26 protein-coding genes and 1 pseudogene are annotated in these 22,999 nt (G+C 45.9%); 12 read left to right on the plus strand and 15 right to left on the minus strand.

What is annotated here, in order from left to right; all coding sequences use genetic code 11:
• The first annotated feature begins 342 nt into the window (after positions 1–342).
• Positions 343–525, plus strand: a complete 183-nt coding sequence (locus QZV86_RS13770; protein WP_366925682.1) for a PilZ domain-containing protein — start codon at positions 343–345, stop codon at positions 523–525.
• A gap of 147 nt (positions 526–672) precedes the next feature.
• On the opposite strand, the gene QZV86_RS03095 is transcribed toward QZV86_RS13770, so the two are convergent.
• Positions 673–1,911 (minus strand): diguanylate cyclase, encoded by a 1,239-nt coding sequence (locus QZV86_RS03095; RefSeq protein WP_295623931.1) that lies wholly within the window; start codon positions 1,909–1,911, stop codon positions 673–675.
• A gap of 255 nt (positions 1,912–2,166) precedes the next feature.
• On the opposite strand from QZV86_RS03095, the gene QZV86_RS03100 reads away from it, so the two are divergent.
• The 6 genes from QZV86_RS03100 to QZV86_RS03125 all read left to right on the plus strand — a co-directional run bounded on the left by QZV86_RS03100 (position 2,167) and on the right by QZV86_RS03125 (position 6,989).
• A complete protein-coding gene (locus QZV86_RS03100) occupies positions 2,167–2,574 on the plus strand; it encodes a PTS fructose transporter subunit IIA (protein WP_295623933.1) in 408 nt (135 codons plus the stop codon).
• The gene (locus QZV86_RS03105; protein WP_293008895.1) at positions 2,564–2,833 is read left to right on the plus strand and encodes an HPr family phosphocarrier protein; all 270 of its coding nucleotides are present in this window, start codon (positions 2,564–2,566) and stop codon (positions 2,831–2,833) included. The genes QZV86_RS03100 and QZV86_RS03105 overlap by 11 nt, the downstream gene beginning before the upstream one ends.
• On the plus strand, positions 2,830–4,557 hold the full coding sequence (ptsP, locus tag QZV86_RS03110) for a phosphoenolpyruvate--protein phosphotransferase (protein ID WP_295623935.1): 1,728 nt from the start codon (positions 2,830–2,832) through the stop codon (positions 4,555–4,557). Before QZV86_RS03105 ends, ptsP begins: the two co-directional genes overlap by 4 nt.
• 79 nt (positions 4,558–4,636) lie before the next feature.
• The gene (locus QZV86_RS03115; protein WP_295623937.1) at positions 4,637–5,764 is read left to right on the plus strand and encodes a homoserine O-acetyltransferase; all 1,128 of its coding nucleotides are present in this window, start codon (positions 4,637–4,639) and stop codon (positions 5,762–5,764) included.
• Between the two features lie 23 nt (positions 5,765–5,787).
• On the plus strand, positions 5,788–6,405 hold the full coding sequence (metW, locus tag QZV86_RS03120; protein ID WP_295623938.1) for a methionine biosynthesis protein MetW: 618 nt from the start codon (positions 5,788–5,790) through the stop codon (positions 6,403–6,405).
• 5 nt (positions 6,406–6,410) lie between these two features.
• The gene (locus QZV86_RS03125) at positions 6,411–6,989 is read left to right on the plus strand and encodes a plasmid pRiA4b ORF-3 family protein (protein ID WP_295624037.1); all 579 of its coding nucleotides are present in this window, start codon (positions 6,411–6,413) and stop codon (positions 6,987–6,989) included.
• Here QZV86_RS03125 and QZV86_RS13775 read toward each other — a convergent pair.
• The 3 genes and pseudogenes from QZV86_RS13775 to QZV86_RS03145 form a co-directional block, all read right to left on the minus strand.
• Positions 6,986–7,374, minus strand: a pseudogene (locus QZV86_RS13775) (DUF455 family protein). The gene QZV86_RS03125 and the pseudogene QZV86_RS13775 sit on opposite strands and share 4 nt — an antisense overlap.
• 32 nt (positions 7,375–7,406) lie before the next feature.
• Positions 7,407–8,225, minus strand: coding sequence for an ATP-binding protein (locus tag QZV86_RS03140; protein WP_295623942.1), 819 nt, complete (start codon positions 8,223–8,225; stop codon positions 7,407–7,409).
• A gap of 231 nt (positions 8,226–8,456) precedes the next feature.
• Positions 8,457–8,702, minus strand: coding sequence for a hypothetical protein (locus tag QZV86_RS03145; protein ID WP_295623945.1), 246 nt, complete (start codon positions 8,700–8,702; stop codon positions 8,457–8,459).
• 176 nt (positions 8,703–8,878) lie between these two features.
• On the opposite strand from QZV86_RS03145, the gene QZV86_RS03150 reads away from it, so the two are divergent.
• Entirely contained in the window at positions 8,879–9,304 is a 426-nt protein-coding gene (locus QZV86_RS03150; protein WP_295623947.1) for an acyl-CoA thioesterase, read from the plus strand.
• A gap of 138 nt (positions 9,305–9,442) precedes the next feature.
• Positions 9,443–10,363, plus strand: coding sequence for a sulfotransferase domain-containing protein (locus QZV86_RS03155; RefSeq protein WP_295623949.1), 921 nt, complete (start codon positions 9,443–9,445; stop codon positions 10,361–10,363).
• Positions 10,364–10,549: 186 nt separating this feature from the next.
• Here QZV86_RS03155 and QZV86_RS03160 read toward each other — a convergent pair whose 3' ends face one another.
• Positions 10,550–10,753 carry a cold-shock protein gene (locus tag QZV86_RS03160; protein WP_106705663.1) on the minus strand — a complete coding sequence of 68 codons (204 nt, stop codon included), beginning with the start codon at positions 10,751–10,753 and terminating at the stop codon, positions 10,550–10,552.
• 385 nt (positions 10,754–11,138) lie between these two features.
• Between QZV86_RS03160 and QZV86_RS03165 the strand changes: the two genes are divergently transcribed.
• Complete coding sequence (locus QZV86_RS03165) at positions 11,139–12,596, plus strand: catalase (RefSeq protein ID WP_295623952.1); 1,458 nt, start codon at positions 11,139–11,141, stop codon at positions 12,594–12,596.
• A 242-nt stretch (positions 12,597–12,838) separates the two neighbouring features.
• On the opposite strand, the gene QZV86_RS03170 is transcribed toward QZV86_RS03165, so the two are convergent.
• From QZV86_RS03170 to mutL, 5 genes are all read right to left on the minus strand, one after another.
• Positions 12,839–13,228 carry a surface-adhesin E family protein gene (locus tag QZV86_RS03170; RefSeq protein ID WP_295623954.1) on the minus strand — a complete coding sequence of 130 codons (390 nt, stop codon included), beginning with the start codon at positions 13,226–13,228 and terminating at the stop codon, positions 12,839–12,841.
• Between the two features lie 165 nt (positions 13,229–13,393).
• Positions 13,394–13,597: a hypothetical protein gene (locus QZV86_RS03175; protein ID WP_295623956.1), complete on the minus strand. Its 204-nt coding sequence runs from the start codon at positions 13,595–13,597 to the stop codon at positions 13,394–13,396.
• Between the two features lie 27 nt (positions 13,598–13,624).
• Positions 13,625–13,933, minus strand: a complete 309-nt coding sequence (locus QZV86_RS03180; protein ID WP_295623958.1) for a hypothetical protein — start codon at positions 13,931–13,933, stop codon at positions 13,625–13,627.
• A 58-nt stretch (positions 13,934–13,991) separates the two neighbouring features.
• Positions 13,992–14,408, minus strand: a complete 417-nt coding sequence (locus tag QZV86_RS03185) for a hypothetical protein (RefSeq protein WP_295623960.1) — start codon at positions 14,406–14,408, stop codon at positions 13,992–13,994.
• Positions 14,409–14,740: 332 nt separating this feature from the next.
• Positions 14,741–16,534 carry a DNA mismatch repair endonuclease MutL gene (mutL, locus tag QZV86_RS03190; RefSeq protein WP_295623962.1) on the minus strand — a complete coding sequence of 598 codons (1,794 nt, stop codon included), beginning with the start codon at positions 16,532–16,534 and terminating at the stop codon, positions 14,741–14,743.
• A 94-nt stretch (positions 16,535–16,628) separates the two neighbouring features.
• Between mutL and QZV86_RS03195 the strand changes: the two genes are divergently transcribed.
• Together QZV86_RS03195 and QZV86_RS03200 are read left to right on the plus strand one after the other, a co-directional pair.
• Positions 16,629–17,231, plus strand: a complete 603-nt coding sequence (locus tag QZV86_RS03195; protein ID WP_295623963.1) for a glycoside hydrolase family 19 protein — start codon at positions 16,629–16,631, stop codon at positions 17,229–17,231.
• Entirely contained in the window at positions 17,228–17,749 is a 522-nt protein-coding gene (locus tag QZV86_RS03200) for a hypothetical protein (RefSeq protein ID WP_295623965.1), read from the plus strand. Before QZV86_RS03195 ends, QZV86_RS03200 begins: the two co-directional genes overlap by 4 nt.
• Positions 17,750–18,029: 280 nt before the next feature.
• Here QZV86_RS03200 and QZV86_RS03205 read toward each other — a convergent pair whose 3' ends face one another.
• From QZV86_RS03205 to QZV86_RS03225, 5 genes are all read right to left on the minus strand, one after another.
• Positions 18,030–19,331, minus strand: coding sequence for a bifunctional diguanylate cyclase/phosphodiesterase (locus tag QZV86_RS03205; protein WP_295623967.1), 1,302 nt, complete (start codon positions 19,329–19,331; stop codon positions 18,030–18,032).
• Positions 19,332–19,361: 30 nt separating this feature from the next.
• Positions 19,362–20,705: an HD-GYP domain-containing protein gene (locus tag QZV86_RS03210; RefSeq protein ID WP_295623969.1), complete on the minus strand. Its 1,344-nt coding sequence runs from the start codon at positions 20,703–20,705 to the stop codon at positions 19,362–19,364.
• 151 nt (positions 20,706–20,856) lie between these two features.
• A complete protein-coding gene (locus QZV86_RS03215; protein WP_295623971.1) occupies positions 20,857–21,735 on the minus strand; it encodes a hypothetical protein in 879 nt (292 codons plus the stop codon).
• A gap of 10 nt (positions 21,736–21,745) precedes the next feature.
• Positions 21,746–22,147, minus strand: a complete 402-nt coding sequence (locus QZV86_RS03220) for a biopolymer transporter ExbD (RefSeq protein ID WP_295623973.1) — start codon at positions 22,145–22,147, stop codon at positions 21,746–21,748.
• Positions 22,134–22,781 (minus strand): MotA/TolQ/ExbB proton channel family protein, encoded by a 648-nt coding sequence (locus tag QZV86_RS03225; RefSeq protein WP_295623975.1) that lies wholly within the window; start codon positions 22,779–22,781, stop codon positions 22,134–22,136. Before QZV86_RS03225 ends, QZV86_RS03220 begins: the two co-directional genes overlap by 14 nt.
• Positions 22,782–22,999 lie beyond the last annotated feature (218 nt).

The raw sequence follows: 22,999 nt of genomic DNA on the forward strand, positions 1-22,999 counted from the left end.
GAAGGGATTGCGGACATCAGTAAGAAACTGAGCATTGCTTTTGTCTTTGTAGTAGTAATGATGAGTTTGAATATACAGTCGGCCAATGCTGCATTGGCCGATAAGGTTTAATATTTCCGGTGAATCATTTTGGTGAGTATCTAGAAAGCACGGTATTAACAGGCGTCGGAACACTAACTGCATTACAGCTGCAAGAATATTTTTCAACAGCCTGTTAATTAAAATGAATTTCTTCTGAGGTGTTTGTTTCAGTATGCCAACTTTTTTGGAAAAAGACCAGTGAGCGTTTTATGATGCGGTGCATTTATCAATGCTGCGGAGGAATGTAATTGGTCAAAAAACATCAGTTCGACAGGAATCTATTTCGTGGTTCAGCAAAGCTTGCACAAGAGTGAAGTCATTCATCTGACGATTCAGCTTAATAAAGAATGTATTGTGCAATGTGAAGGAAAGGTAATCAGGGCAGATAAGCAAGACCAAGGATATGGAATTGCGGTTCAGTTTACTAAGATGATGTTTGGTTAAGTTGAGTCGCTGAAATTTAATCTCTGTGGGGTTGCCCCGCTCCTTGGGGCGGAAGCTGATTGAAAAGGGGAGTTAATACTCCGCGCTTGCGGTAAGGTACTTTATTTTTGCCGTAGTTCAGTTCAAGCTCAATCCTGGCAGTGCGAGCTAAGAGACTTTTCTGCTGGTTATTGTATGGTTTGCCAGCTCAACCCGGTTTCTACCTTTATGTTTAGCTTGGTAAAGCGCCTCGTCTGCTTTTTTTAATAGCGATTTCTCATTCAGTGTTTTTGTTTCTGCACCGATCGCCACGCCTAAACTGATTGTTATGGAGACAAAGGTCTCATTGATTTTAATTTCTTTGCAAGCGATTGCATTACGAAATCTTTCTGCAGCTTTTAACGCGCCATCCAGATTATGCGGCGAGAGGATTGCCAGAAACTCTTCACCACCATAGCGTCCGATGTATTCATGAGAACGGGCTGACTGAGTCAGCCGGTTGGCGATTTCACATAATACTGCATCCCCTGCAGGATGGCCGTAGGTATCATTTATGGCTTTGAAGCGATCAATATCGATCATGATGACTGCTGTGTTGTAACCTCCTCGTTTAGCACGTTGGATTTGTTTGTGCAGAATGTCAAATATACCGGGGCGGTTGAGTAAGCCGGTTAGCGCATCGTGTGTGACACGTTGTTCGAGTGATTTTTTCTGTGCCTTGAGTTGTTTGTTTAATTTAACTCCTTGGTATAATTTGTTTTTTTCAATCAGAATAGATACTTGGCTGGCGATTTGTAACGCTATATCTTGTTGTGAATGTAAATCTTTGCAGGCATTTTTATTGCGACTGGAAAAGAAAATAAACCCGGTTGGTTTGCCACCGGCAAGCAAAGGGCAAATGAGACAGGAGCGGATACCTTCGCTAAAAATGGCTTGCGTAAGGCGGGATTTTGAGTGTTTCTCCAAGTGTGCATTTACATCATCAATAATTAGCATGTCTCTGGGGTTTATAAGCGCTAGTAGACTGCTGTCGGAGGTGGGGATAGTGAGTCCGGTGTTTAATATCAATGGCTCATAGCTGGCGCGTGACCAATTTAATTTAAGTTTGTTTCCATCATTTTCGAGCAATGCCAGGCTAATCCGGTCGTAAGACAGGTGATCCTGGAAGGATTCATAGATATGGTTCAAAACATCGATTAAATGAAGATTACGGTTGCATTCGACCATAATCTTATAAAGAGATTGGTTTCTTTTTAGTTGTTTCTGAAGATAGCTGGATAATTTTTCTAGTGATTTTCCGAGGCGACCAATTTCGTCATCGCCGGTTGGAATATCCGATGTGAGATCGCCTTGAGACATTGCTTCAGCCGCCTTGAGTAGTGCCTGGATTCGATCATTCTTTTTCATATTTTCGCAATCCATTAAATGACAATGTTTTGTGAGTCAAGATAGTTAGGTGCGTATTTTATTAACGGCTTCACCAGCTTTTGAGTGATCGGTAGGTCAATAATTCATTGGATTCTATTTTCCTCCAAAATGCAACATTGATGAAATGTCTTTGCATATAAATATTTTCAGGATAATGTCTGACCAATAAGGTATTTAAGTACCGCCAATGCTAAAATCTTTAGCTGAATTTCAAGAGAGATGTAAATAAACAAAATGATAGGGATTTTAGTGCTCACGCATGAAGATTTGGGGGATCATTTGATTCGCTGCGCGAGTCATGTGGTGGGCATGAAACCGCGGCAGTTGTCGCATTTAGGTGTTTTTATCCAGGATGATCCTGAAGTTGTATTAGTCAAAGCACGCAAATTGATAGAACAACTGGATAGTGGGGATGGCGTCCTGGTATTGAGCGATATGTTGGGTGCGACACCCTGCAACATTGCCAGTCGATTGGTGCAGTCTGGGAAAGTGGAATGTCTTGTCGGTGTCAACTTGCCGATGCTGGTGCGTATGATAACTTATAGGAATGAGTCGTTATCTGATGTCATTAAGAAAGGGTTAAGTGGCGGTCAGAGTGGCGTGATGCAAATTAATGCGGAAGAATCAAATCATGCAGATTAAGGAAGTCGAAATTGTCAACAAACTGGGCTTGCATGCGCGAGCATCAGCAAAGCTGACCAAACTGGCCAGTCAGTTTAACAGTGAAGTCTGGGCGACGCGTAATAGCCGCCGCGTCAATGCGAAAAGTATTATGGGTGTGATGACATTGGCGGCCAATAAGGGTTCGCGTATACAGCTAGAAACTACGGGCGATGACGAGATTGAGGCGATGACAGCACTGGTCGCATTGGTTGAAGATTATTTTGGCGAGGGCGAATGAGCTTTATTTTACATGGCATAGGCGTATCGGAAGGCATCGCAATCGGTCACGCGCATCTGGCTGATCCTGCTGCTTTGGAGGTGGTGCACTATCTGATTCCAAAAAATCAGGTAGAGAAAGAAATTGCACGACTGAACAGTGCTTTTGCCGTGGTGCGGAAAGAATTCGAGGCGTTGCAACAATCTGTTGCAGATGGGCATGCGCGTGCGGAGTTTAGTGCATTTCTCGATTTGCATTTGATGATCTTGGATGATCCGATGTTGTCAGAAGCCACTCGCAGCATGATTGCGCAGACCTATTGCAATGCCGAATGGGCATTAACGCAACAGATGCAGGAATTGTTGGCGCAGTTTGAAGCAATTGAGGATGCATACTTGCGCGAACGTAAGTCCGATGTGAAGCAAGTGGTTGAACGTGTACTCAAAGCGATGTTGGGACATCCCAGTTCTTTACCGATCGCGACGAAGTTGACTGGCGACAGTATTTTGGTTGCGCATGACTTAAGTCCCGCCGATGTGATGCAGTACAAACAACATCAATTCATCGCTTTTCTGACCGACTTGGGCAGCCAGACATCGCATACTGCGATTGTTGCGCGCAGTCTCAATATTCCTTCGATCGTGGCATTGCACCACGCGCATCAGTTGATTCTTGAAAATGACTGGCTGATTGTCGATGGGACTCACGGCATCATAATTGTAAATCCGGATAAATATGTTCTGGATGAGTATCGTTTGCGGCAAAGCCAGTTCGGATTGGAAAGGAAAAAGTTACAACGCCTTAAAAGTGTTGCTGCGGTGACATTGGACGGCACGCAGGTTGATTTACATGCCAACATTGAACTGCCGGAGGATATTGCGCAAGTCAAAGAAAGCGGCGCTACCGGAATCGGATTGTTTCGCAGTGAATTTTTATTTCTGAATCGCGATGATTTGCCGGGTGAGGATGAGCAATTTGAAGCATACCGCACAGTGGCGGCGAAAATGCATAAGTTGCCGGTCACCATACGCACATTCGATTTAGGTGCGGATAAGAGTCTCAAGGGGAGTGAGCAAGTTGCGACTAATCCGGCATTGGGTTTGCGCGCGATTCGATTGAGCCTGGCAGAGCCCAAAATGTTTCACAAGCAATTGCGCGCTATTTTGCGTGCTTCCAGGTACGGCGAAGTGCGTATTCTGGTGCCGATGTTGTCCAATGTTGCGGAAATCGATCAAACACTGCATTACATTGAGTATGCCAAACAGACTTTACGCGATGACAAAATTCAGTTTAATGAGCATATTAAAATCGGCGGTATGATAGAAATACCAGCGGCTGCCTTGTGTCTTGAATCTTTTATGCGCAAACTGGATTTTTTATCGATCGGCACTAACGATTTGATTCAGTATACTTTGGCGGTTGACCGGATTGATGATACGGTGGCGCATTTGTACGATCCCTTCCATCCGGCCATACTCTGGTTGGTTTCGCATATTATCCAGAGTGCCAATCGGGCCAAAGTGCCGGTAGCTATCTGTGGCGAAATGGCAGGTGACAAACAGTTCACGCGATTGTTGTTAGGTATTGGATTGCAGCAGTTCTCCATGTATCCGTCGCAATTGCTGACGGTGAAAAACCAGATTCTGAAAAGCCATTTGCCTGATATTATTCCACTAGCACAAAAAATCATCAAAACGGACCAACCGGAAAAGATGGCTGCGTTGCTGGCTAAATTGAATGACTAACTAGTATGCGCTGATTTATTGACGATATAATAGCTGGCAAAATGTTCAGTTGTTTCACTGGAATTCTCCTTTTATACAAATGCAAGATTCAAAATCAGTGGGTATAGTAATTCCCCAATACGTACAGATTGATAAGCCATTGCAGCTGAAAAGCGGGTTGTCGTTGGATAGCTATCATTTAGTGTATGAAACCTACGGACAACTGAACGCTGCAAGATCTAATGCAGTATTGATTTGTCATGCACTTTCCGGCACTCATCATGTGGCTGGTGTTTATGCGGAAAATGAGAAGAGTATCGGTTGGTGGGATAATATGGTCGGCCCGGGTAAGCCGATTGATACCAATCGGCTTTTTGTCATTGGCGTGAATAATCTGGGTGGTTGTCACGGCTCTACGGGCCCGGCCAGTCTCGACCCCCATACTGGCAAGCATTATGGCGCGAGCTTCCCCGTAGTGACGGTGGAAGACTGGGTCGAGACGCAAGCACAATTGGCTGAACATTTAGGGATTGAGCAGTTTGCCGCAGTGGTGGGTGGTAGCTTGGGCGGTATGCAAGCGATGCAATGGACACTGGATTATCCGGAAAAAGTTCGCCATGCGTTGGTAATCGCGGCGGCTCCCAAATTGACCGCACAAAATATCGCATTTAATGATGTTGCCCGCCAGGCGATCATGACCGACCAGGAATTTTACGGAGGTAATTTTTATGCCTATGATACCCTGCCGCGACGTGGCTTGCGGCTGGCACGCATGCTGGGGCATATTACTTATCTCTCCGACGATTCGATGGCGGCTAAATTCGGCCGTAGTTTACGCAACGGTGAACTTTCTTTCGGTTTTGATGTGGAGTTCGAAATCGAGTCGTATCTGCGTTACCAAGGCGACAAATTTGCTGATTTATTCGATGCCAATAGCTATTTGCTGATGACTAAAGCACTGGATTATTTTGATCCAGCAGGATCTTATGATGGCGATCTGAACTTGGCATTTCGGGTGGCCAAAGCAAATTTCCTGGTGATATCGTTTACCTCGGATTGGCGCTTTTCACCCGAGCGCTCTCGGGAAATTGTCAAAGCCTTATTAAAAAATGAGCTAAATGTAAGTTATGCGGAAATTACTTCCAGTCATGGTCATGATTCGTTTTTGATGACAACGTCTTGTTATCATCAGCTGATGCGGGCGTACATGGACAATATTTCTATCTAACTAAATCAACCTGATCATTAATCATGACTGATACCATAGCACCATCAACCATTGCGTTACGCCCGGATTTTGCCGCCATTGCGGAGTGGATTGATCCTGGTGCGAAAATACTCGATTTGGGTTGCGGTGATGGCTCGTTATTGCGCTATTTACGCGATACGCGTAACGTCTTTGGCTACGGTGTGGAAATCAATGATGATAATCTTCTCAGTTGCTTCCGCAATGGTATCAATGTAATTCATAATGATCTGGAAGCAGGATTGTCCAGCTTTGCATCGGATTCGTTCGATTATGTTATTCTGTCGCAGACCTTGCAGGCTGTGCGGAACACCGAGGGTATCATTCAGGAAATGCTGCGGGTCGGCAAGGAAGGGATTATTTCCTTCCCCAATTTTGGTCACTGGAAAAATCGCGTGCAAGTAATTTCCGGACGTATGCCTGTGTCAGAAACATTACCGTATAATTGGTACGATACGCCGAATATTCACCTTTGCACGCTGGGTGATTTTGAGGCATTGTGCCAACAGTGTAACGCGCGAATTTTGGAACGCAGTGTGATGAATAATCATTATCGTCCAGTAAATTTCCTGCCAAACTTAAGAGGAATGTTGGCATTTTACCGTTTTGAAAGTAGAGATTAATAGTGATGACAACACATTTAACAGCAAAATCTTTACGCTCCATTTATCAGCTTAAAGTAACCCTGAAAGGCATGCGTCCGCCAATATGGCGCAGGATTTTAGTTGCGAGCACGACTAAGCTGGATGATATTCATCTCATTTTGCAAATCGTGATGGGCTGGACCAATTCCCACTTGCACGAGTTTATTCAAGGGCGGGATCGTTATGGTGAGCCGGATGAGGATTTTCCTTCAGATGCTCAAGATGAAACGCAATACCGGTTAGATCAAATATTGAAGAAAGAAAAGGAAAAGCTGATCTATATTTATGATTTTGGTGATGGTTGGGAACACGAGGTGATTCTGGAGAAAGTTTTGCCCTTTGAAACCAGTGCTGCTTTGCCCATTTGTCTGAAAGGATGCCGTGCTTGTCCGCCGGAAGATATCGGAGGTATTGGAGGGTATATGATGTTTCTAGATGCAATTTCTGATCCGGAACACCCGGAACATGAAGTCATGCTGGAATGGATCGCTGAGGATATTGAAGGCCCATTTGACCCAGAAGCATTTGATCTTGCTGAAGTAAATCAACTGCTGCAGAGTTAATTTGTAGCCATTATCTTAGTCTTAGCCATGAATTCATAGGGTTGAGTTTTAGAGCGTGTAATAGTTTTCTCCATGTGCTCCAGAACGCTGAGTTTTGCTGCAGAAAATCCTGCTTTTTGTCTGGCTTCATAGTGAAAAGGACCGCAAATCTGCCCGATAAAGTATTGATGCATCAGTTCTCGGAATATCTGTTCTGAATCCAATCCACGTTGTTGGCATAAAAACCTGAACCAGCGTGAACCGATGGCGACATGCCTAACTTCATCGCACAGGATGATCTCCAGTACCGCAACTGTTTTTTATCGCCTGCTTGACTTAATCGTTTTATGATGCCAGGCGTTATGTCAAGCCCTCTGGCTTCCAGCACACGTGGCACCAATGCCATCCGTCCAGTGGATCGAAGGCTTGTGCGCCTAGCTATATCCCATAAACTGTCTCTGGGAAAGGCAGATAGCCCAGTTCATCGAGAATAATCGCATCGACTTGAACAAGTCTTCTAACCAGGTTGCCAGTTTTGCTCATCTGTTTTTCCTGCTCCAGCAGGTTGACCAGATCAACGGCGTTGAAGAATCGTATTCGTTTTCCATGATGAATAGCTGCAACGCCCAAGGCTGTGGCCAAATGGGTTTTGCCGGTACCGGTGTCACCGACGAGGATGAGGTTATGCGCATCATCCATAAAACCAGCAGTTGAAAGTTGTTCTACTTGCTGGCGTGAGAATGACGCTTCATTCCAGTCGAATTTCACCAGATCGCGGTGAATCGGAAACTTTGCGGCCTTCATCTGGTCCCAGACCAGGCGTCGCGTATACCTGGCTGAAACCACCTTCCCTGACCATTGTGCCGGGGTGCTGTATTGATTCCGGTCAACACGGACAAGGCAGGTTCTGGAGACTTTCGTCAGGTGTTCAACATAACCTGCAAACGGGGTTGTAATCTGCCGCAGCAGTGGTTGTTCCTGCTGATAACATTCAGCAATGGTTAGTGATGGAAAGTCAGGGTGTTGTCGAGCCGACAGTTCATGGCAACGTTGCTTCAGCCAGCGATTTAAATCATCCAGGGTTTCGAACTTTGCGCACGGTGTAAACAACCATTCTCGGATATTACCCACCTGATTCTCTATCTGACCTTTTTCCCAACCGGCTGCCGGTGTACAGGCAACAGGTTCAAATAAGTAATGGTTTGCCAATGACATAAACCGTCGGTTGAATTTCCTGCGCTTCTCTGAGGTAGGCAACTACAAACATTTTGTGGCTGTAACACAGACGGAAATGTGCAATCTTGACGACTTGTTCCGCCCCACTTAGATCAACAACTTCCTGACTCCAATCAAATTGGCAGACCTCACCAGGCTGAAACGCCAAAGGAACAAATGCCTGCTTAGATGTTGGTGTATCCTTATTCTCAGCTTTCCAGTGCCTTACAAAGCGCTGAATACTGCCATAAGCACTTGTATAACCTAAGCCAACTAGGCCATCATATAACCGCCTCGCTGTACGCCGCTGCTTTTGGGGTAACTGTGCTTCCTTCTCAGCAATTCTCTGTATTCACCCAACTTCGGCGATGGTTGAGTCTGGCGCTGATAAACCGGTTCAACTTCCGTCTTTAAATGCTTCCTGATTGTGGTACGGGATAGCTTTAACGATCGCGCTATCGAACTGATTTTTTCCGTACTGACAAAATGTCGCCTTCTGATTTCGGTAATTATATCCATCGCTATCACTCCAGAGTTCTCCAGCAAAATGCCGGTAATTTATCATCTCAGAGCGGATACTTTTCAACGCTGTTTTCCACTCAGCTCTGGATAGTTTTGCACGCTGATTGACAGGATTTTGAACATGTATAGATTATCTGATAGTCTATTGTCTGATAAATCGCCTTGCACTTGTCATGCACAACAATATAACCCACGATTCAGCACTTTATGCCCCGTTACCGGAAGGACAGCCCATATTGCGCATGGTGCCGACGTCGTCTGATACTAATTATGCCGACGATATTTTCGGCGGATGGATCATGTCACAGGTGGACATCGCCGGAAGCATTCCGGCGATTCGCCAAGCGCGCGGGCGGGTTGTCACAGTTGCGGTCAATTCGTTTGTTTTTAAGCAACCGGTATTTGTTGGCGATCTGGTCAGTTTCTATGCCGACATCATTAAGGTTGGGCGAACCTCGGTTACCGTTGATGTGGCGGTATACGCGCAACGCGGCGTGCTCGAAGGGGGTAATGAAATTTGCATCAAAGTGACCGAAGCCGTTCTAACTTATGTGGCGATCGATAACGACCGGCGACCAAGAGCCGTATCGCGGGAGTAATATGATGCGTTGAATGCAAGCCGATTGCCCATTAAGTCGACCGCAGATTTGTTACAATTCATGATCTGCTCGTGGCGTTTGCTTGCCAACTCGAGCGTGTCCCTAAAGGTTAACAACATTTAATAACAGGTTGCCGAAATGCAGAATTTACCTCAACGTACTCATATCTATCAGAATCATCATTTCGACAGCACACGCTGGGATTATTTTCAGTCGCGTGATGATGATATCGTAATTGCAACCTCATACAAGGCGGGTACGACATGGACGCAAGCGATTGTTGCGCATCTGCTCTTTCCGGACGGGAATTTTCCGGTTCCGCCGGCGCAAATGTCGCCGTGGCTGGACATGCGGATTGTCCCGCTCGAAGTGGTTTTGAACAACTTGAAGGCGCAGCAGCATCGTCGCTTTATCAAGACACATTTGCCGCTCGATGGCGTGCCATATAGTGAAAAAATTAAATATCTCTATGTCGCCCGCGATGCCCGTGATGTTTTCATGTCTTTGTGGAATCACTATGCGAAGATGAAGGAAGAAATTTTCATGCTGTTTAATATGTTGCCTGGTCGCGCGGGCGATGAACTTCCACCTGCACCAGAGGATATTCATGAATTCTGGGAAAATTGGATATCCCGTGGTTCTTTTGCGTGGGAAACGGATGGTTGGCCGTACTGGTCGCATCTCGCCAATGTTCAGTCTTGGTGGAATTTCCGTCAATTGCCCAATATTCAGTTGTTCCACTATAGTGACATGCTCGCGGACACCGAGCGCGAGGTTCGTCGCATCGCCGCTTTTCTGGGGATCGATGTGCCCGAGCAAGCTTGGGATGACATCATCAAGGCCGTTTCATTTTCCGAGATGAAACGCCAAGGCGAGCTGTATGCGCCGGGAGGCGGTCAACTCTGGAAGGGCGGGGCGGATACTTTCATGCACAAAGGCACCAATAACCGCTGGCGCGACGTTCTCTCTGATGAAGAGTTGGTATGCTATGACGCCGCTTGCAAACGCGCGTTGACGCCTGATTGCCGGGAATGGCTTGAGAATGGAGGAACGATTTGATTTGAAAAATTACTGTTGTCCGTTAACATCAAAGCAAAGTAAGACAGCCTGATTGAACCATACATAATTGGTATAATAAGTTTGCATATAACTCAGGTTCTCCATTAGAAAATTTCTAGGAGAAAAGATATAATAAAAAATCGACCGCAAGCGGTCGATTTTTTATTAATGCTGCTTTAAACTATATTACTGCGGTACGATATTGGATGCTTGTTTACCCTTAGGGCCAGTTGTGATGTCGAAGGTAACACGCTGAGCTTCTCGTAGTGATTTATAACCGCCACTGGTGATTGCAGAGAAGTGAGCAAATATGTCTTCTCCACCATCGTCCGGTGTGATAAAACCAAAACCTTTAGAATCATTAAACCATTTTACTGTACCTGTTGCCATATCTATCTATTTCCTTAATAATTAATAATTTATGCTGCAACTATGAGATTCCATAGTAGTCATCGAATATCAAGGAAAAAGCTCAAGCAATCGCATCACATTTCACAACTTGAATCCAAAAGACCCGTACACGATACACGTTTACTGGCAAAGTTCAAGTTTTTATTATTTTGATTCGCATAGTGAAGATTAAGTCTTCGTTATGAAGATTCACAACTTCATGATAATAATTGGTTAAGAACCTGTATGGCAGATAGTTCAACGAGCAAATTATAGGTATGAAGAAATAATATTGCCGAAGATATTTGCCTAAATTCGTTGTCTATTTAGCTTTAACAATTGAAAATTGCCAATTTAGGTTAAAAGGGGATTGAAGGAGATTGCTATGAGTGATTCAAAAAAATTGACTACAGCCGCCGGTGTACCCGTACCCGATAATCAAAATACTATGACAGCCGGGCCACGAGGCCCCGCGTTATTGCAGGATGTTTGGCTGCTCGAGAAACTGGCGCATTTCGATCGCGAAGTGATCCCGGAACGACGCATGCATGCAAAAGGTTCTGGTGCTTACGGCACGTTCACTGTGACACACGACATCACTCAGTACACGCGCGCTAAAATTTTTTCGCACATAGGCAAAAAAACCGATCTTTTTGCGCGCTTTACCACAGTTGCCGGTGAGCGGGGCGCGGCCGATGCTGAGCGCGATATTCGTGGTTTCGCAGTCAAATTTTATACTGAGGAAGGTAACTGGGACATGGTTGGCAATAACACGCCAGTGTTTTTCATGCGCGACCCACTCAAGTTTCCCGACTTGAATCATGCTGTCAAGCGTGACCCGCGCACCAACATGCGTAGCGCAAAAAACAATTGGGATTTCTGGACTTCGTTGCCGGAGGCGCTGCATCAGATCACCATTGTCATGTCTGATCGCGGCATTCCCGCCAGTTACCGCACCATGCATGGTTTCGGTTCGCACACCTTTAGCTTTATCAGTGCTAGCAACGAACGTTTCTGGGTTAAATTCCACTTCAAAAGCCAGCAAGGTATTGAGAATCTGACCGATGCAGAAGCCGAGGCGATTATTGGCAAGGATCGCGAGAGTCATCAGCGTGACTTGTATGAAGCCATTGAACGTGGCGACTTCCCGAGATGGACATTGCAAATACAGATCATGCCGGAAGCTGATGCATCCAAAGTGCCATACAATCCGTTTGACTTGACCAAGGTATGGCCGCACAAGGATTTTCCACTGATCGAAGTGGGTATGATGGAACTCAATCGCAATCCGGAGAATTTCTTCGCCGAAGTCGAACAATCAGCCTTTAATCCAGCTAACGTTGCGCCTGGTATCAGCTTCTCGCCGGATAAAATGCTGCAAGCCCGTCTTTTCTCTTATGGCGATGCGCAACGCTATCGGCTTGGTGTCAATCATCATTTAATACGCGTTAATGCGCCGCTCTGCCCGTTTCACAGCTATCACCGCGATGGTCAGATGCGTGTTGACGGTAATCACGGCGGTACGCTCGGTTATGAACCCAACAGCTATGGCGAATGGCAGGAGCAGCCGGATTTTCGTGAACCGCCACTATCGGTTGAAGGTGCTGCCGACCATTGGAATCATCGTGAAGATGCCGACTATTTTTCACAACCCGGTGCTCTATTCCGTTTGATGACGCCAGCGCAACAACAAACCTTGTTTGCAAACACGGCTAATTCGATCAGCGCCGCTCCGCGCGAGATCCAGATCCGTCATATCCGGCATTGCCTGAAGGCTGATCCTGCGTATGGAAAAGGCATCGCTGACGCTTTGGGTATTTCGTTATCGGATGTTACTGCCTAGGGTAGAGTAGCCCTGGGCAGTCATCGAGGTAAGCTCTGACAAGTCGTTGAAAAACTATCTGCGTTGCCTCAACTGCTTCGAAAGTGGTTTTTCAATGGCCGACTAACATGGGAGCAGCAGAGAGAGCAGCACAAGTTTTATGCGCTGCTTGACGAGATAGCTCATAAAATCAGGAAATTCTCGCAGCTGCTACGAATCTACCTGCTGCTTGGGCAAATGGTATGTATTGAGATGTACTACAGTTAGTCACTACAAGCCACCTTCCATTCCGCTTCATCGACACTATCTGGTTTTATCGGTACCCATTGTTGCGGTTGGGTATAAGAGCGGATCAGTTCGCCGCCTTCCATGTTCCAACTGAAAAACTTGTAAGACAGTTTGCGCATTTGCTTTTGTTTGCAATCGTAATCGCGGCGTATTCTTTCCGATAGATACTCAACACCGGAGGTTTTTTGTTTTGTCTGATAATCAAACAAAGCCCACATTTTAGCTCGGTTGCCGACCTTGCTGATTGAAGTCAGATCAGCGTAGGCTGTAAAGCCGCCTCTAAGATTACTTTCACCTACTTTGGTCCATTCCGCCATCGCGCTGGTACTAATAAAGATTATTGCTAAAGCTAATAGTTTTATCATGTTTCGATTTTGTTTGTTATCAAGATAATTGTATGAAGAACAGTATGCTTAATAGTACCGCTTATTTAGTAACAATCATAGCGGATGCATCAGTATTATTGTTGTGTTGAGTTTTCTGCAGTGAGGGCAACATTTTTTTAACAATTGTCTGTACGCGTTCAATTTTTACCGTGTCTTTTTTACTCTTTCTTCTGATTTATTATTGATTTGGGTTGTGTATTCGATACTGATGCTATGTTCGCCTACTGAGACATTTCCGAGGATATAGAATCCTTTTTCATCGGTAATCGAATGAATTTGTGGTGATTCAGATAACAATACCTCAGCCTTTTGTGCCGGTTTTTCGAAACTTTCATCTTTGTTATTCAATGTCACAACCCCGGCAACGGCGCCGTATTAAGGCCCAGAACGACTGTTCGGGAAAATTTTATTGGCGATGGATCGCACCATCAGCAGGATCGTTTCGGATGCGAATCCAGCGGTGAATGCTAAAGCGACCGCATTGGTAGTATTGCTCGGTTCGATCAGGTAGTACGCAAGAATGGCCAGAAATGGCGCCGAAATGAATTGCACCATCTGAAAGGTCAAATATTCGCGGAACTCATATTGTGTGAGTTTGGGTTGCTTTTCTGTAGCGATATGTTTCGCACGGGCTTGCTTTTGCAGCTCTGGCAACCGCCTGGTCAGGCTGATACTGCCTCCCATTAATGCAAGAATAATAAAATAAAAAAGGGGGGCAGCAGGCCTCCGATGACTTCTCAAGTTATTGATTTTCCATAAAAATAAGGATGATTGCTCGAGTATCGTCAGATTCTGAGTCCGATTTGAAACAACTCAGATTGCTTAATTTGCTGTCCAGAGAACAGTCGACAAAAACCGAAATCGCCCGGTCACGAAATATTTCAGTGGCATTGGGTTGATCGAATGATGTGATGAAGGGATAAAAAGTCATCAACAATGACAGCAACATAAAACTGTAAGCAAAGATCATCCATTTATCTCGTTGCCGGGATCTTTTTTCTTCCAGTTCCTTTTTCTGCTCTTGATTGAGCCCTTCCATTGCAGGAGGCTTGATTTGATCGGAATAAATTTGCACGAAAATAATGCAAGTGAAGATCATTCCTGGCAGTATCGGAATCGTCAATGAGGCATCGCCAAGATTGGCGCGTATCAATGCCACGACGAAATAAATAAAATTGAGGCTGTCAGCAAGAATCCAGAACCAGTTGTTTTTAATCTGCGTTGGAATGGAAGCTATTAAGCGGTCAAGAGACGTGGACGCATCAGATTCGGATTTTTTTGTTCCTCAGAACGTATGCTCTCTGATTGTTCAGGTTGATGGATTGTCTTACGAATAGAGTCAGGTGTTTCATCTACATTCATCGCATTTATCCTGGGTATTGGAGACTTGGTGGTTCTTCGGCTGCATGATAGCTTAACGTTTATTAAGCTGTATCACAACTTGGGCTTTAATTTGCTGTAGCTATAAGAGTATCAGTTGTATCGCCTTGTTTATTTTCCGCGCATAAACAACTTGTCCAGATCAGCCAAACTGGTTTCAAACCAGGTGGGTCTGCCGTGGTTGCATTGATCGGCGCGTTCGGTTATTTCCATTTCACGCAGTAAGGCATTCATTTCTTCAAGGGTCAGCTTGCGGTTGGCGCGAATTGCGCCGTGGCAAGCCATCGTTGCCAGTATTTCATTGCGTTTGGCGGTTAGAATCTGACTGGCGCCGTATTCGCGGATTTCGTGCAAAATGTCGCGCGCAAGCTGTGCAATATCGGCATGTTGTAGTGTAGCTGGCACTGCGCGCACTGCCACTGTAGTCGGCGAAAGCACTGCGATTTCAAATCCCAATTGATCCAGGGTTGCTTGGTTTTCTTCGATCACGGTGACATCCAGTTGATCGGCATAAAAGGTGACTGGAATGAGCAACGGTTGTCTCGGTATTTCGTGCTGATCAAGCGCTTGTTTGAGTTTCTCATACATAATCCGTTCATGTGCGGCATGCATGTCGACAACTATCAGTCCTCGCACGTTTTGCGCCAGAACATAAATGCCGTGCAGTTGCCCCAACGCAAAACCGAGCGGATGGTTGTCTTGAGTTTCTTCCAATGCGATGGATTGATCAGTCCTTGCTGTCGGCATGACAGGAGTTAGGCTAGTCGAGGCTGTAGGAATAGAACGGGCTTCCGTGCCAAACAAGGTGCCGTAAAAACTGGTCGGTTGCGATACCATACCAGCCTGAGCTTGGCCAGTTTTTGGATAAGCCGGATAAGATCGAGCGATTGGTGTTGGTTCTTTAGACTGTGACTCTGTTTGCGGTGAAGCCAGTGCTTTGTTGATTGCATGAAAAATAAATTGATGCAGCGCACGTGGTTCGCGGAAACGCACTTCTGTTTTGGTCGGATGCACATTGACATCAACGCCTTCCGGATTGAGGTCAAGAAACAAAACAAAAGCTGGATGCCGGTCCAGATGCAGCACATCCCGATAGGCTTCGCGCAGCGCATGCGAAATCAGCTTGTCGCTGACAAAACGATGGTTGACAAAGAAATACTGCGTATCGCGCGATGAACGCGCATAAGCCGGTAACGCAACCATGCCGTGTAAATGCATCTCGGCTGACTGTTCGTCAACCCAGGCGGCGGTTTGTTTGAATTCTTCCCCTAACACCGCTGCAATTCTTTGCGCTGAATCGCCTGCACGTAAATGCCGCCGTATTTTACCATTATGTTGTAGAACAAATTCAATGCTCGCTTGCGATAAGGCAATGCGCTTAAAGGTCTCGTCGCAGTGTGCAAATTCAGTGGCTTCCGACTTCAGAAATTTGCGTCTGGCAGGAATATTGAAGTACAAATCACTGACATCCAACGTAGTGCCCTGCGCCAACGACGAAGGCGTAATCCGAGAGACTGTTTTGCCTTCTACCAGAATTTGCCAGGCATGGCTTTGCTCAGCGTGATGACTAGTCAAGGTCAAGCGTGAAACCGCTGCAATGCTGGCTAACGCCTCACCACGAAAGCCCAGGCTGGTGATCTGGTGCAAATCTTCCAGCGTGCTGATTTTGCTGGTGCTGTGGCGCATCAAGGCTAACTGCAATTCATCTTTGGCAATGCCAGCGCCGTCATCAGCGACGCGAATTTGCTTCACGCCACCTTGCTGAAGTTGTACGGTAATTTTCCTGGCGCCGGCATCAACACTGTTTTCAAGAATTTCCTTAAGCGCGGCAGCCGGGCGTTCAACCACTTCGCCAGCAGCGATTTGATTGATTAACAACTCGGGAAGCGGTTTAATCGTGGCCATATTCAGCAGGGGCTTTAAAAATTGTGATTATAATGCGTAACTGAGTATCCATTGTACTTTGGCAGAATCATTAACTGCATAAAATTGAGGGGGGATGATGTTAGCGCTAGATCGATTAAAAACCCATGTTCCAGATGCTGTGCTTGATCAAGTTACTGATTGTGCGGAAAAGTTTAATATCAATACACCCTTGCGCCTGGCACACTTTCTTGCGCAGTGTGCGCATGAGAGCGCGGCATTTAAAGCACGAGAAGAAAATTTGAATTATTCTGCTGCAGGTCTGAAAAAAATATTCCCCAGGTATTTTCCGGGGAATTTAGCGGAAAATTATGCGCGTCAGCCAGAGAAAATAGCATCACGAGTTTATGGCGGCAGAATAGGTAATGGCAACGAAGCCAGCAAGGAGGGATATAAATACCGCGGCAGAGGGTATATTCAGCTGACTGGCAAAGACAACTACAGTGCTTTTGCTAACAGTGTCAGCGAGGATGTTTTGGGCAATCCCGATTTAGTGGCATCGCAATACCCTTTGTTGTCGGCGGCATGGTTCTGGGATACTCGGTCACTCAACGCATTGGCCGATGCAGGTGCCAGCGATGAGGTGGTGACGAAAATAACCAAGAAAGTAAATGGTGGTCTCAATGGCTTGGAGGATCGCATTGAGCATTTTAAAAATTATTACGCTTTACTGACTTGAGAACGGTAGCTGCTTGCTTTGGCGGCTTGATAACCTTGTTTTCTTTGGTTGCTGTTGTGGATGCAGCGGAATCGCACTGCCAAGAGCAGGAGCAAGTGATATTTTCCTGTTCACTGGGCGAGAAAACAGTTTCAGTCTGCGCCTCGAATGATTTCTCCGCGAACAGCGGCTATCTGCAATATCGATTTGGGCCACTTGACATGCTTGAGCTGTCATTTCCGACTGTGAATGACGCATCAGCTCCGGCTACTCAATTCATCCAGGCACGCAGTTTGATGTTTGCGGGCGGTGGCGGCGGTTACTTGCGCTTTATCAATGGGTGGTACCATTACATCGTGTATACCGCGATCGGCAAGGGTTGGGGAACGAAAGACGGTGTTGCGGTGCAGAGAAAACATCAGTTGATCGCCAATCTCGAATGCCAGGATGTGCCTGTCTCAGAAATCAGTACAGAGTTTTTTACTCGCGCCGGCTTGTCGATTGATCGAAATGAATTTGAGATCCCGGGGCTTGATTAAGCGAGAGCCAGCATTTCTAGAGCACGTGGAACGGATGGGTATGGTAGAAGCGCTGGAAAATCTGACCACGAAAGATGATATGGTTTTAGGGTGTTTCTGGTTGATAGGTAATTGAGTAAGTTATTGATTTTTATATATTGTAAAGGTTTTTTGAGATTTTAATCAAATAAAAAGGGGAAAATAAAATGAGAAAAATGCTTAAATTGGCTTTGACTCCCGTTTTTATTTCCTGAAGCGCTTCTTGCATAACTGTCAATCCAAGTACAGTCAGAGATTGCACTTATGCAATTGTTTGCGATGCTGTTTGTAAGAGGTAGGTCGGGGATTGATCGCTGCTAGTAGTTCTGATGAGTTCCGGCAGCGGCATGGCCTTGCCAAAGAGGTAACCTTGAGTCACATCACACCCCAGCGTGCGCAGGCGTTCATAGGTTGCAACATCTTCCACGCCTTCGGCAACTACGGATAGATTCAACCGGTGCGCAAGATTGATCATCGAGTCGACGATCCGGTCATGTTTATGATGCGTTGTCATATGTCTGACAAATACCATGTCGATTTTGACTTCGTCCAGAGGTAAGTCTAGCATGCGTGCCATCGATGAATAACCGGTTCCAAAGTCATCCATGGCCAGTTTTAGTCCCATATCCTTGAGTTGACATAAGGTATCCAGTGTTCCTGCTTGATTGTCCATAACAGCTGTTTCGGTCAGTTCAATGGTGATATCTTCTGGCGGTACGTTCCAGAGAGATAAGCCCTGTAGAACGAGTTCGGTGAGTTCAGGATCGCGCAGGTCATCAGCAGAAAAATTAATCGAAATACCGGCGTTTAATCCTGCTCTGCGATATTCGGAACATTCCCTTAATGCGGTATGGAAAACCCATAGCGTGAGTTTGGGCATGAGTGAGGTGCCTTCAGCAACTTGGATTAATTTATCGGTACGGATCGGTCCATGATGTGGATGATGCCATCGTAGCAAGGCTTCAGTGGATTTGATCCTGCCACTGGCAATATCGATTTGAGGTTGATAACCTAAATACAATCCGCCATTTTCGATAGCGTTGCCTAAATCTGACCAGAGATCAATTTGGAACATCAGCGGATCTTGCATTTCGGCATGAAAGAGCTTGATCGGAAGTTGTTCCAGTTTTGCTTGGCGCACAGCCGCGCTTGCGTTACACATCAGTTGATCTAACGCGCAACCGCTTTCACTGTTGACTGCTACGCCAAAACGCGGAACCAGAATGATATTTTTTCTATCAAGCTCGAACGGAGGTGCTAGGATTCGTAGGATTTTATGGGCAGCCAGCATGGCATGCGAATCGGTAAGTAAATCGACCAGTAAGCAGGTTATTTGATATCGTCCGGTGATGCCGACCAGATCGCCCGAGTTCAGAGCATTTTTTAATTGTTGGGCAATTTCCTGCAAGATATTATCAACAATGGTAAATCCAAGGATGCCATCCAATTCTACTAGCCGCTCAAAGTTGATGATCAGCACGGCATTGCGACGACCCAATTGGCATTCATCATGTAATCTTCGTGAGGCTTGTTGCAGAAAGTGTTGATAAGCGAGGATAGTCATAGATTTAATGTAATGATAGATTTTGGATATTTATAAATAATATTTCTTTGGATCAATTCCGTATGCGCCCTGGGGGAGATCATCTATGATGGCGTATGCAGCCCCTCCTGGGTTTTTGCCAGCGGTTCTTAGATCTAAGGTTATAGGGTACTCATAGGGTTTCTTCTGGGCGTCACAGATGATCATAATTTGAGGCAGAAATCGTTGCGTGCGATTGTGGGTGAGGACAATAGCAATTTCGCCACTGTTTAGTTCAACCAGACTGCCTACCGGGAACATGCCGATACACTGAGAAAATTGCTCCACCAGAATATAATTGAGTCCGTTTTGCGCATTATCTTTAAGTTCTTTTAGCGCCTGAAAAGGTTTCATACCTGGCATGCGCGATTCTCCCCAGATAAGTTCCTCATAGCAATCGATAATGGCGGCCATACGCGCATAAGGATGTAATTGGTTGGCGTATAATCCAGAAGGATAGCCGTTGCCGTTTTCGCGTTCATGATGCTGTAAAATAATTTTGACGACTTCTTTCGGTGCATCAGTTAGCTGCGCGATAATATCTTCTCCATATGCGATGTGTTGTTTCATCAACTTGCGTTCATTCGGTGCGAGCGATATATTTCTTTTACCCTGGATTTCTTTAGGCAGGCGTTGTTTGCCGATGTCCATTAGTAATCCACCCAGGCCAAGAATTGTCAATTCCGTGTGGGGCAAGCCGAGATGACGGCCGAAGGCAAGCAGGTGCACCGAAGTCTTAATGGCATTGTCATAGAGTTCTTTTCCGGTGGTTTTAAGCTGTGCCAGCAGCAATGCTGCATCGGGATTACGGATAATGCTTTCGCGTAATGTGTCGACTACTTCGTGTGCTACGCGCATATTGATTTGAATATTGCATTCCAGATTGGTATTGATATCGCTAAATAACGTGGAAACGGTATTATACGCTTTGGTAGCCGCAGGAATTTCTTGCTCTGCTGTGCAGATGTCGCTGTAGGTATTAACGCGTTGTAGTCGTGAGTCGAGCGATTCAGTTTCATGCAATGTTGGTGGCTTGCCACGATCTGAAGCTGTGGAGGTGACATGGAATGAGGCGCTCGGTTCATGCGATGCTAGTGGCTTACCCTGATTTGAAGCAGCCTGAGGGTGGTGGGGGGTACTTGAGAAGTGTTGTTGAGCAGCGAATGGTTCGCTTCTGTCGATGTCCACGTAAACATGTTTGCAGTAGCGCTGGAGCTCGTTAATATCATGCTGTGATTGAATCAGGATGCCTTGAATTGGGTAAGCTGTTTCAAGCCAAGGACGATCAAGGTTACTGACGTACATGCCGAGCTGCAAGTCATTAACGGAAACCTCAATGGTACTATCGCTTATCATTACAGAAAAATTGGTAGAATAATAAAGTGTGGCTCATAATCAGCTGGTATTTACAATAAAAACATAGAGAAACGGAATTGTTCTCTGTGTCTGATAGTTACGACTTTATTCGTGTGTTACTTGAGGTGATTTATAATAATTTGAACAAGATTTAACGTGTTGGATTGATGAAAAATTCACGCATTAAGAAATCTTCCAATCCTGCGCTATCTCTCTCTCTCGCAGATAAGACGATGACACGGTGCAAGCGATGCGATTCCCAATTAAAGTCTTCTTTGTAGTGTTCCCGAATCAGTTGGATCATACGGCGAATGATGGCACGTTCAATATCGCCATCCGACCCAGTTTCGACCCGAATCATCTGTAACCGTGGATTGCTTTGACCGGTAGTCCAGGCACGAAATGAAAATTCCGCCGTACGCGGGCCGATGCGAAGAATTTGGAATATACCGCTGGTACCAGGGTTTTGCAGATTGCGTCGTACATTCGCCATACGGATCTCGTCTGCTGAAGGTTGATTTGCAGTGCTGCTGGATGCAGTACTTTCCTGTGAGTCGAAGATTCCTTCCGCGGCGCGGCGGCGCGCTTTTGCTTGATTAATATACTCAGACAGATCAGTGGGCGCATCCGCAGGAGGTTCCGGAGGCGCTTTGGTTTTGGCAACTTCCTGTGCTGGGATAGGTGCTTTGGGTTGGCTCGGCTTCTCGGCTGTCTTGGGCTTGGTTGGAGGTCTTGATGGTGGTGGTTGGGCCGGTGTCGGTGGTGCTTTAGGTGCGGATTGCGCTTCAGCTACTTGAGGCTTTTTGGGTTGTGGGGCGGACGCGCTTGGTTGAGAGGCGGGTAGAGAATTACTAGCATCTTCGGATTCATTTACGTCGATGAAGCTGGCGGCTATGGGCGGTGGTGTTTCAATTTCCACTTCCGGTAGCGACATAAAAAATCCTAGGCCCCAGATGGCCAGCAGCCAGACGAGCGTGGCCAATGGCAACGGCCACCACAGGCGAATTTCTCTCGATCGGGAACTTGCCATTCTTAACGTGTTATTTATGTTTAACTGCAATCAGAAAATGCTGGGCTCCGGCGGATCGAGCGCGCAGCATGGCTTGCACGACGATACCTTGAGGCGCTTCGTTATCCGCGGATACGATCAATTTTTGCTTGGAATCGGCGAGTAGCGGTTTGAGTGTGCTTGCCAGCGTGTCCAACGTGACTGCTGTCTGATTGATATAGATTTTACTGTCTTTAGTTAATGTCAATGTAACCGGTTTTTCCGCGCTGAGCTTTTCTGCTTGTCCTTCGGGCAAATCGACCTGTAATGAATCCAAATTTTGCATCGATAAAGAAGCCAGCATAAATGTCGCCAGCAAGAAAAACATCACATCGATCATCGGAATGATTTCGATTTTTCCTTTCGGAATGACGCGGGATTTACGTAGTTTCATCGTGATAGTCCTGTTGATCCCGACGGATGTTGTCGATCAGTCGCGTACCCAGGCGTTCCATTTCATCCATTGTTAGTGATTGCAGACGGGAAAAGTAATTGAATCCAAACAAAGCTACCAGTGCAATTGCCAACCCTACTACGGTAGCAATGAGTGCTTCGGCAACTCCACCGGTGACCGCCGTGGGATTAACCAAGCCTTCACTGCCGATCACCTGGAAGGCGCGCATCATGCCGATCACGGTACCCACCAATCCAAGCAGCGGTGCGGCGGTGACAATGGTTTCCAGCGCCCATAATCGACGTGCCAGCGATTCCTCAATAATTTGCGCCTCATCGGCAGCACGGGATTCCGTCCACCAAGCGGGTTGATGTCGGTTGGAAATTACCACTTCAAAGAAACGCTTGTAATAGTGACGGCTGTCCAGTCCGGAAAGTATTTTTTCCAGATCGTTCCATTTGAAGCCATAGGTTTCCACCAGATTGAGCAAGTCGCTGGAAAGACGCGCATAGCGCCAATAGATAAATGCCTTTTCAAGCATAATCGCCACCGCAATAACACCCAGTAAAACCAGCGGAATGATAATAAATCCACCAAGCTTTAACATGATCCAGGCTTGATTCAATTCTTCCATTATATGTAACTCCAGATTAAGGCTATTTATAAATCTATCGCTGCTTGTATTCATTGGATGATTGTTTTAGTACAAGAAAATCCTGCGGCGTTCATACGCTGCAAAATATCATTACAAAATACAGGTTCATCCCAACCATCAATAAATCTGCAACCGACGTATTATCGTGTTATTTTTCAATAACCTGTGGATAAAAAACTCAGTATTGCAAGATATAT

The organism is uncultured Nitrosomonas sp. (assembly GCF_902826915.1).
Classification (GTDB): domain Bacteria; phylum Pseudomonadota; class Gammaproteobacteria; order Burkholderiales; family Nitrosomonadaceae; genus Nitrosomonas.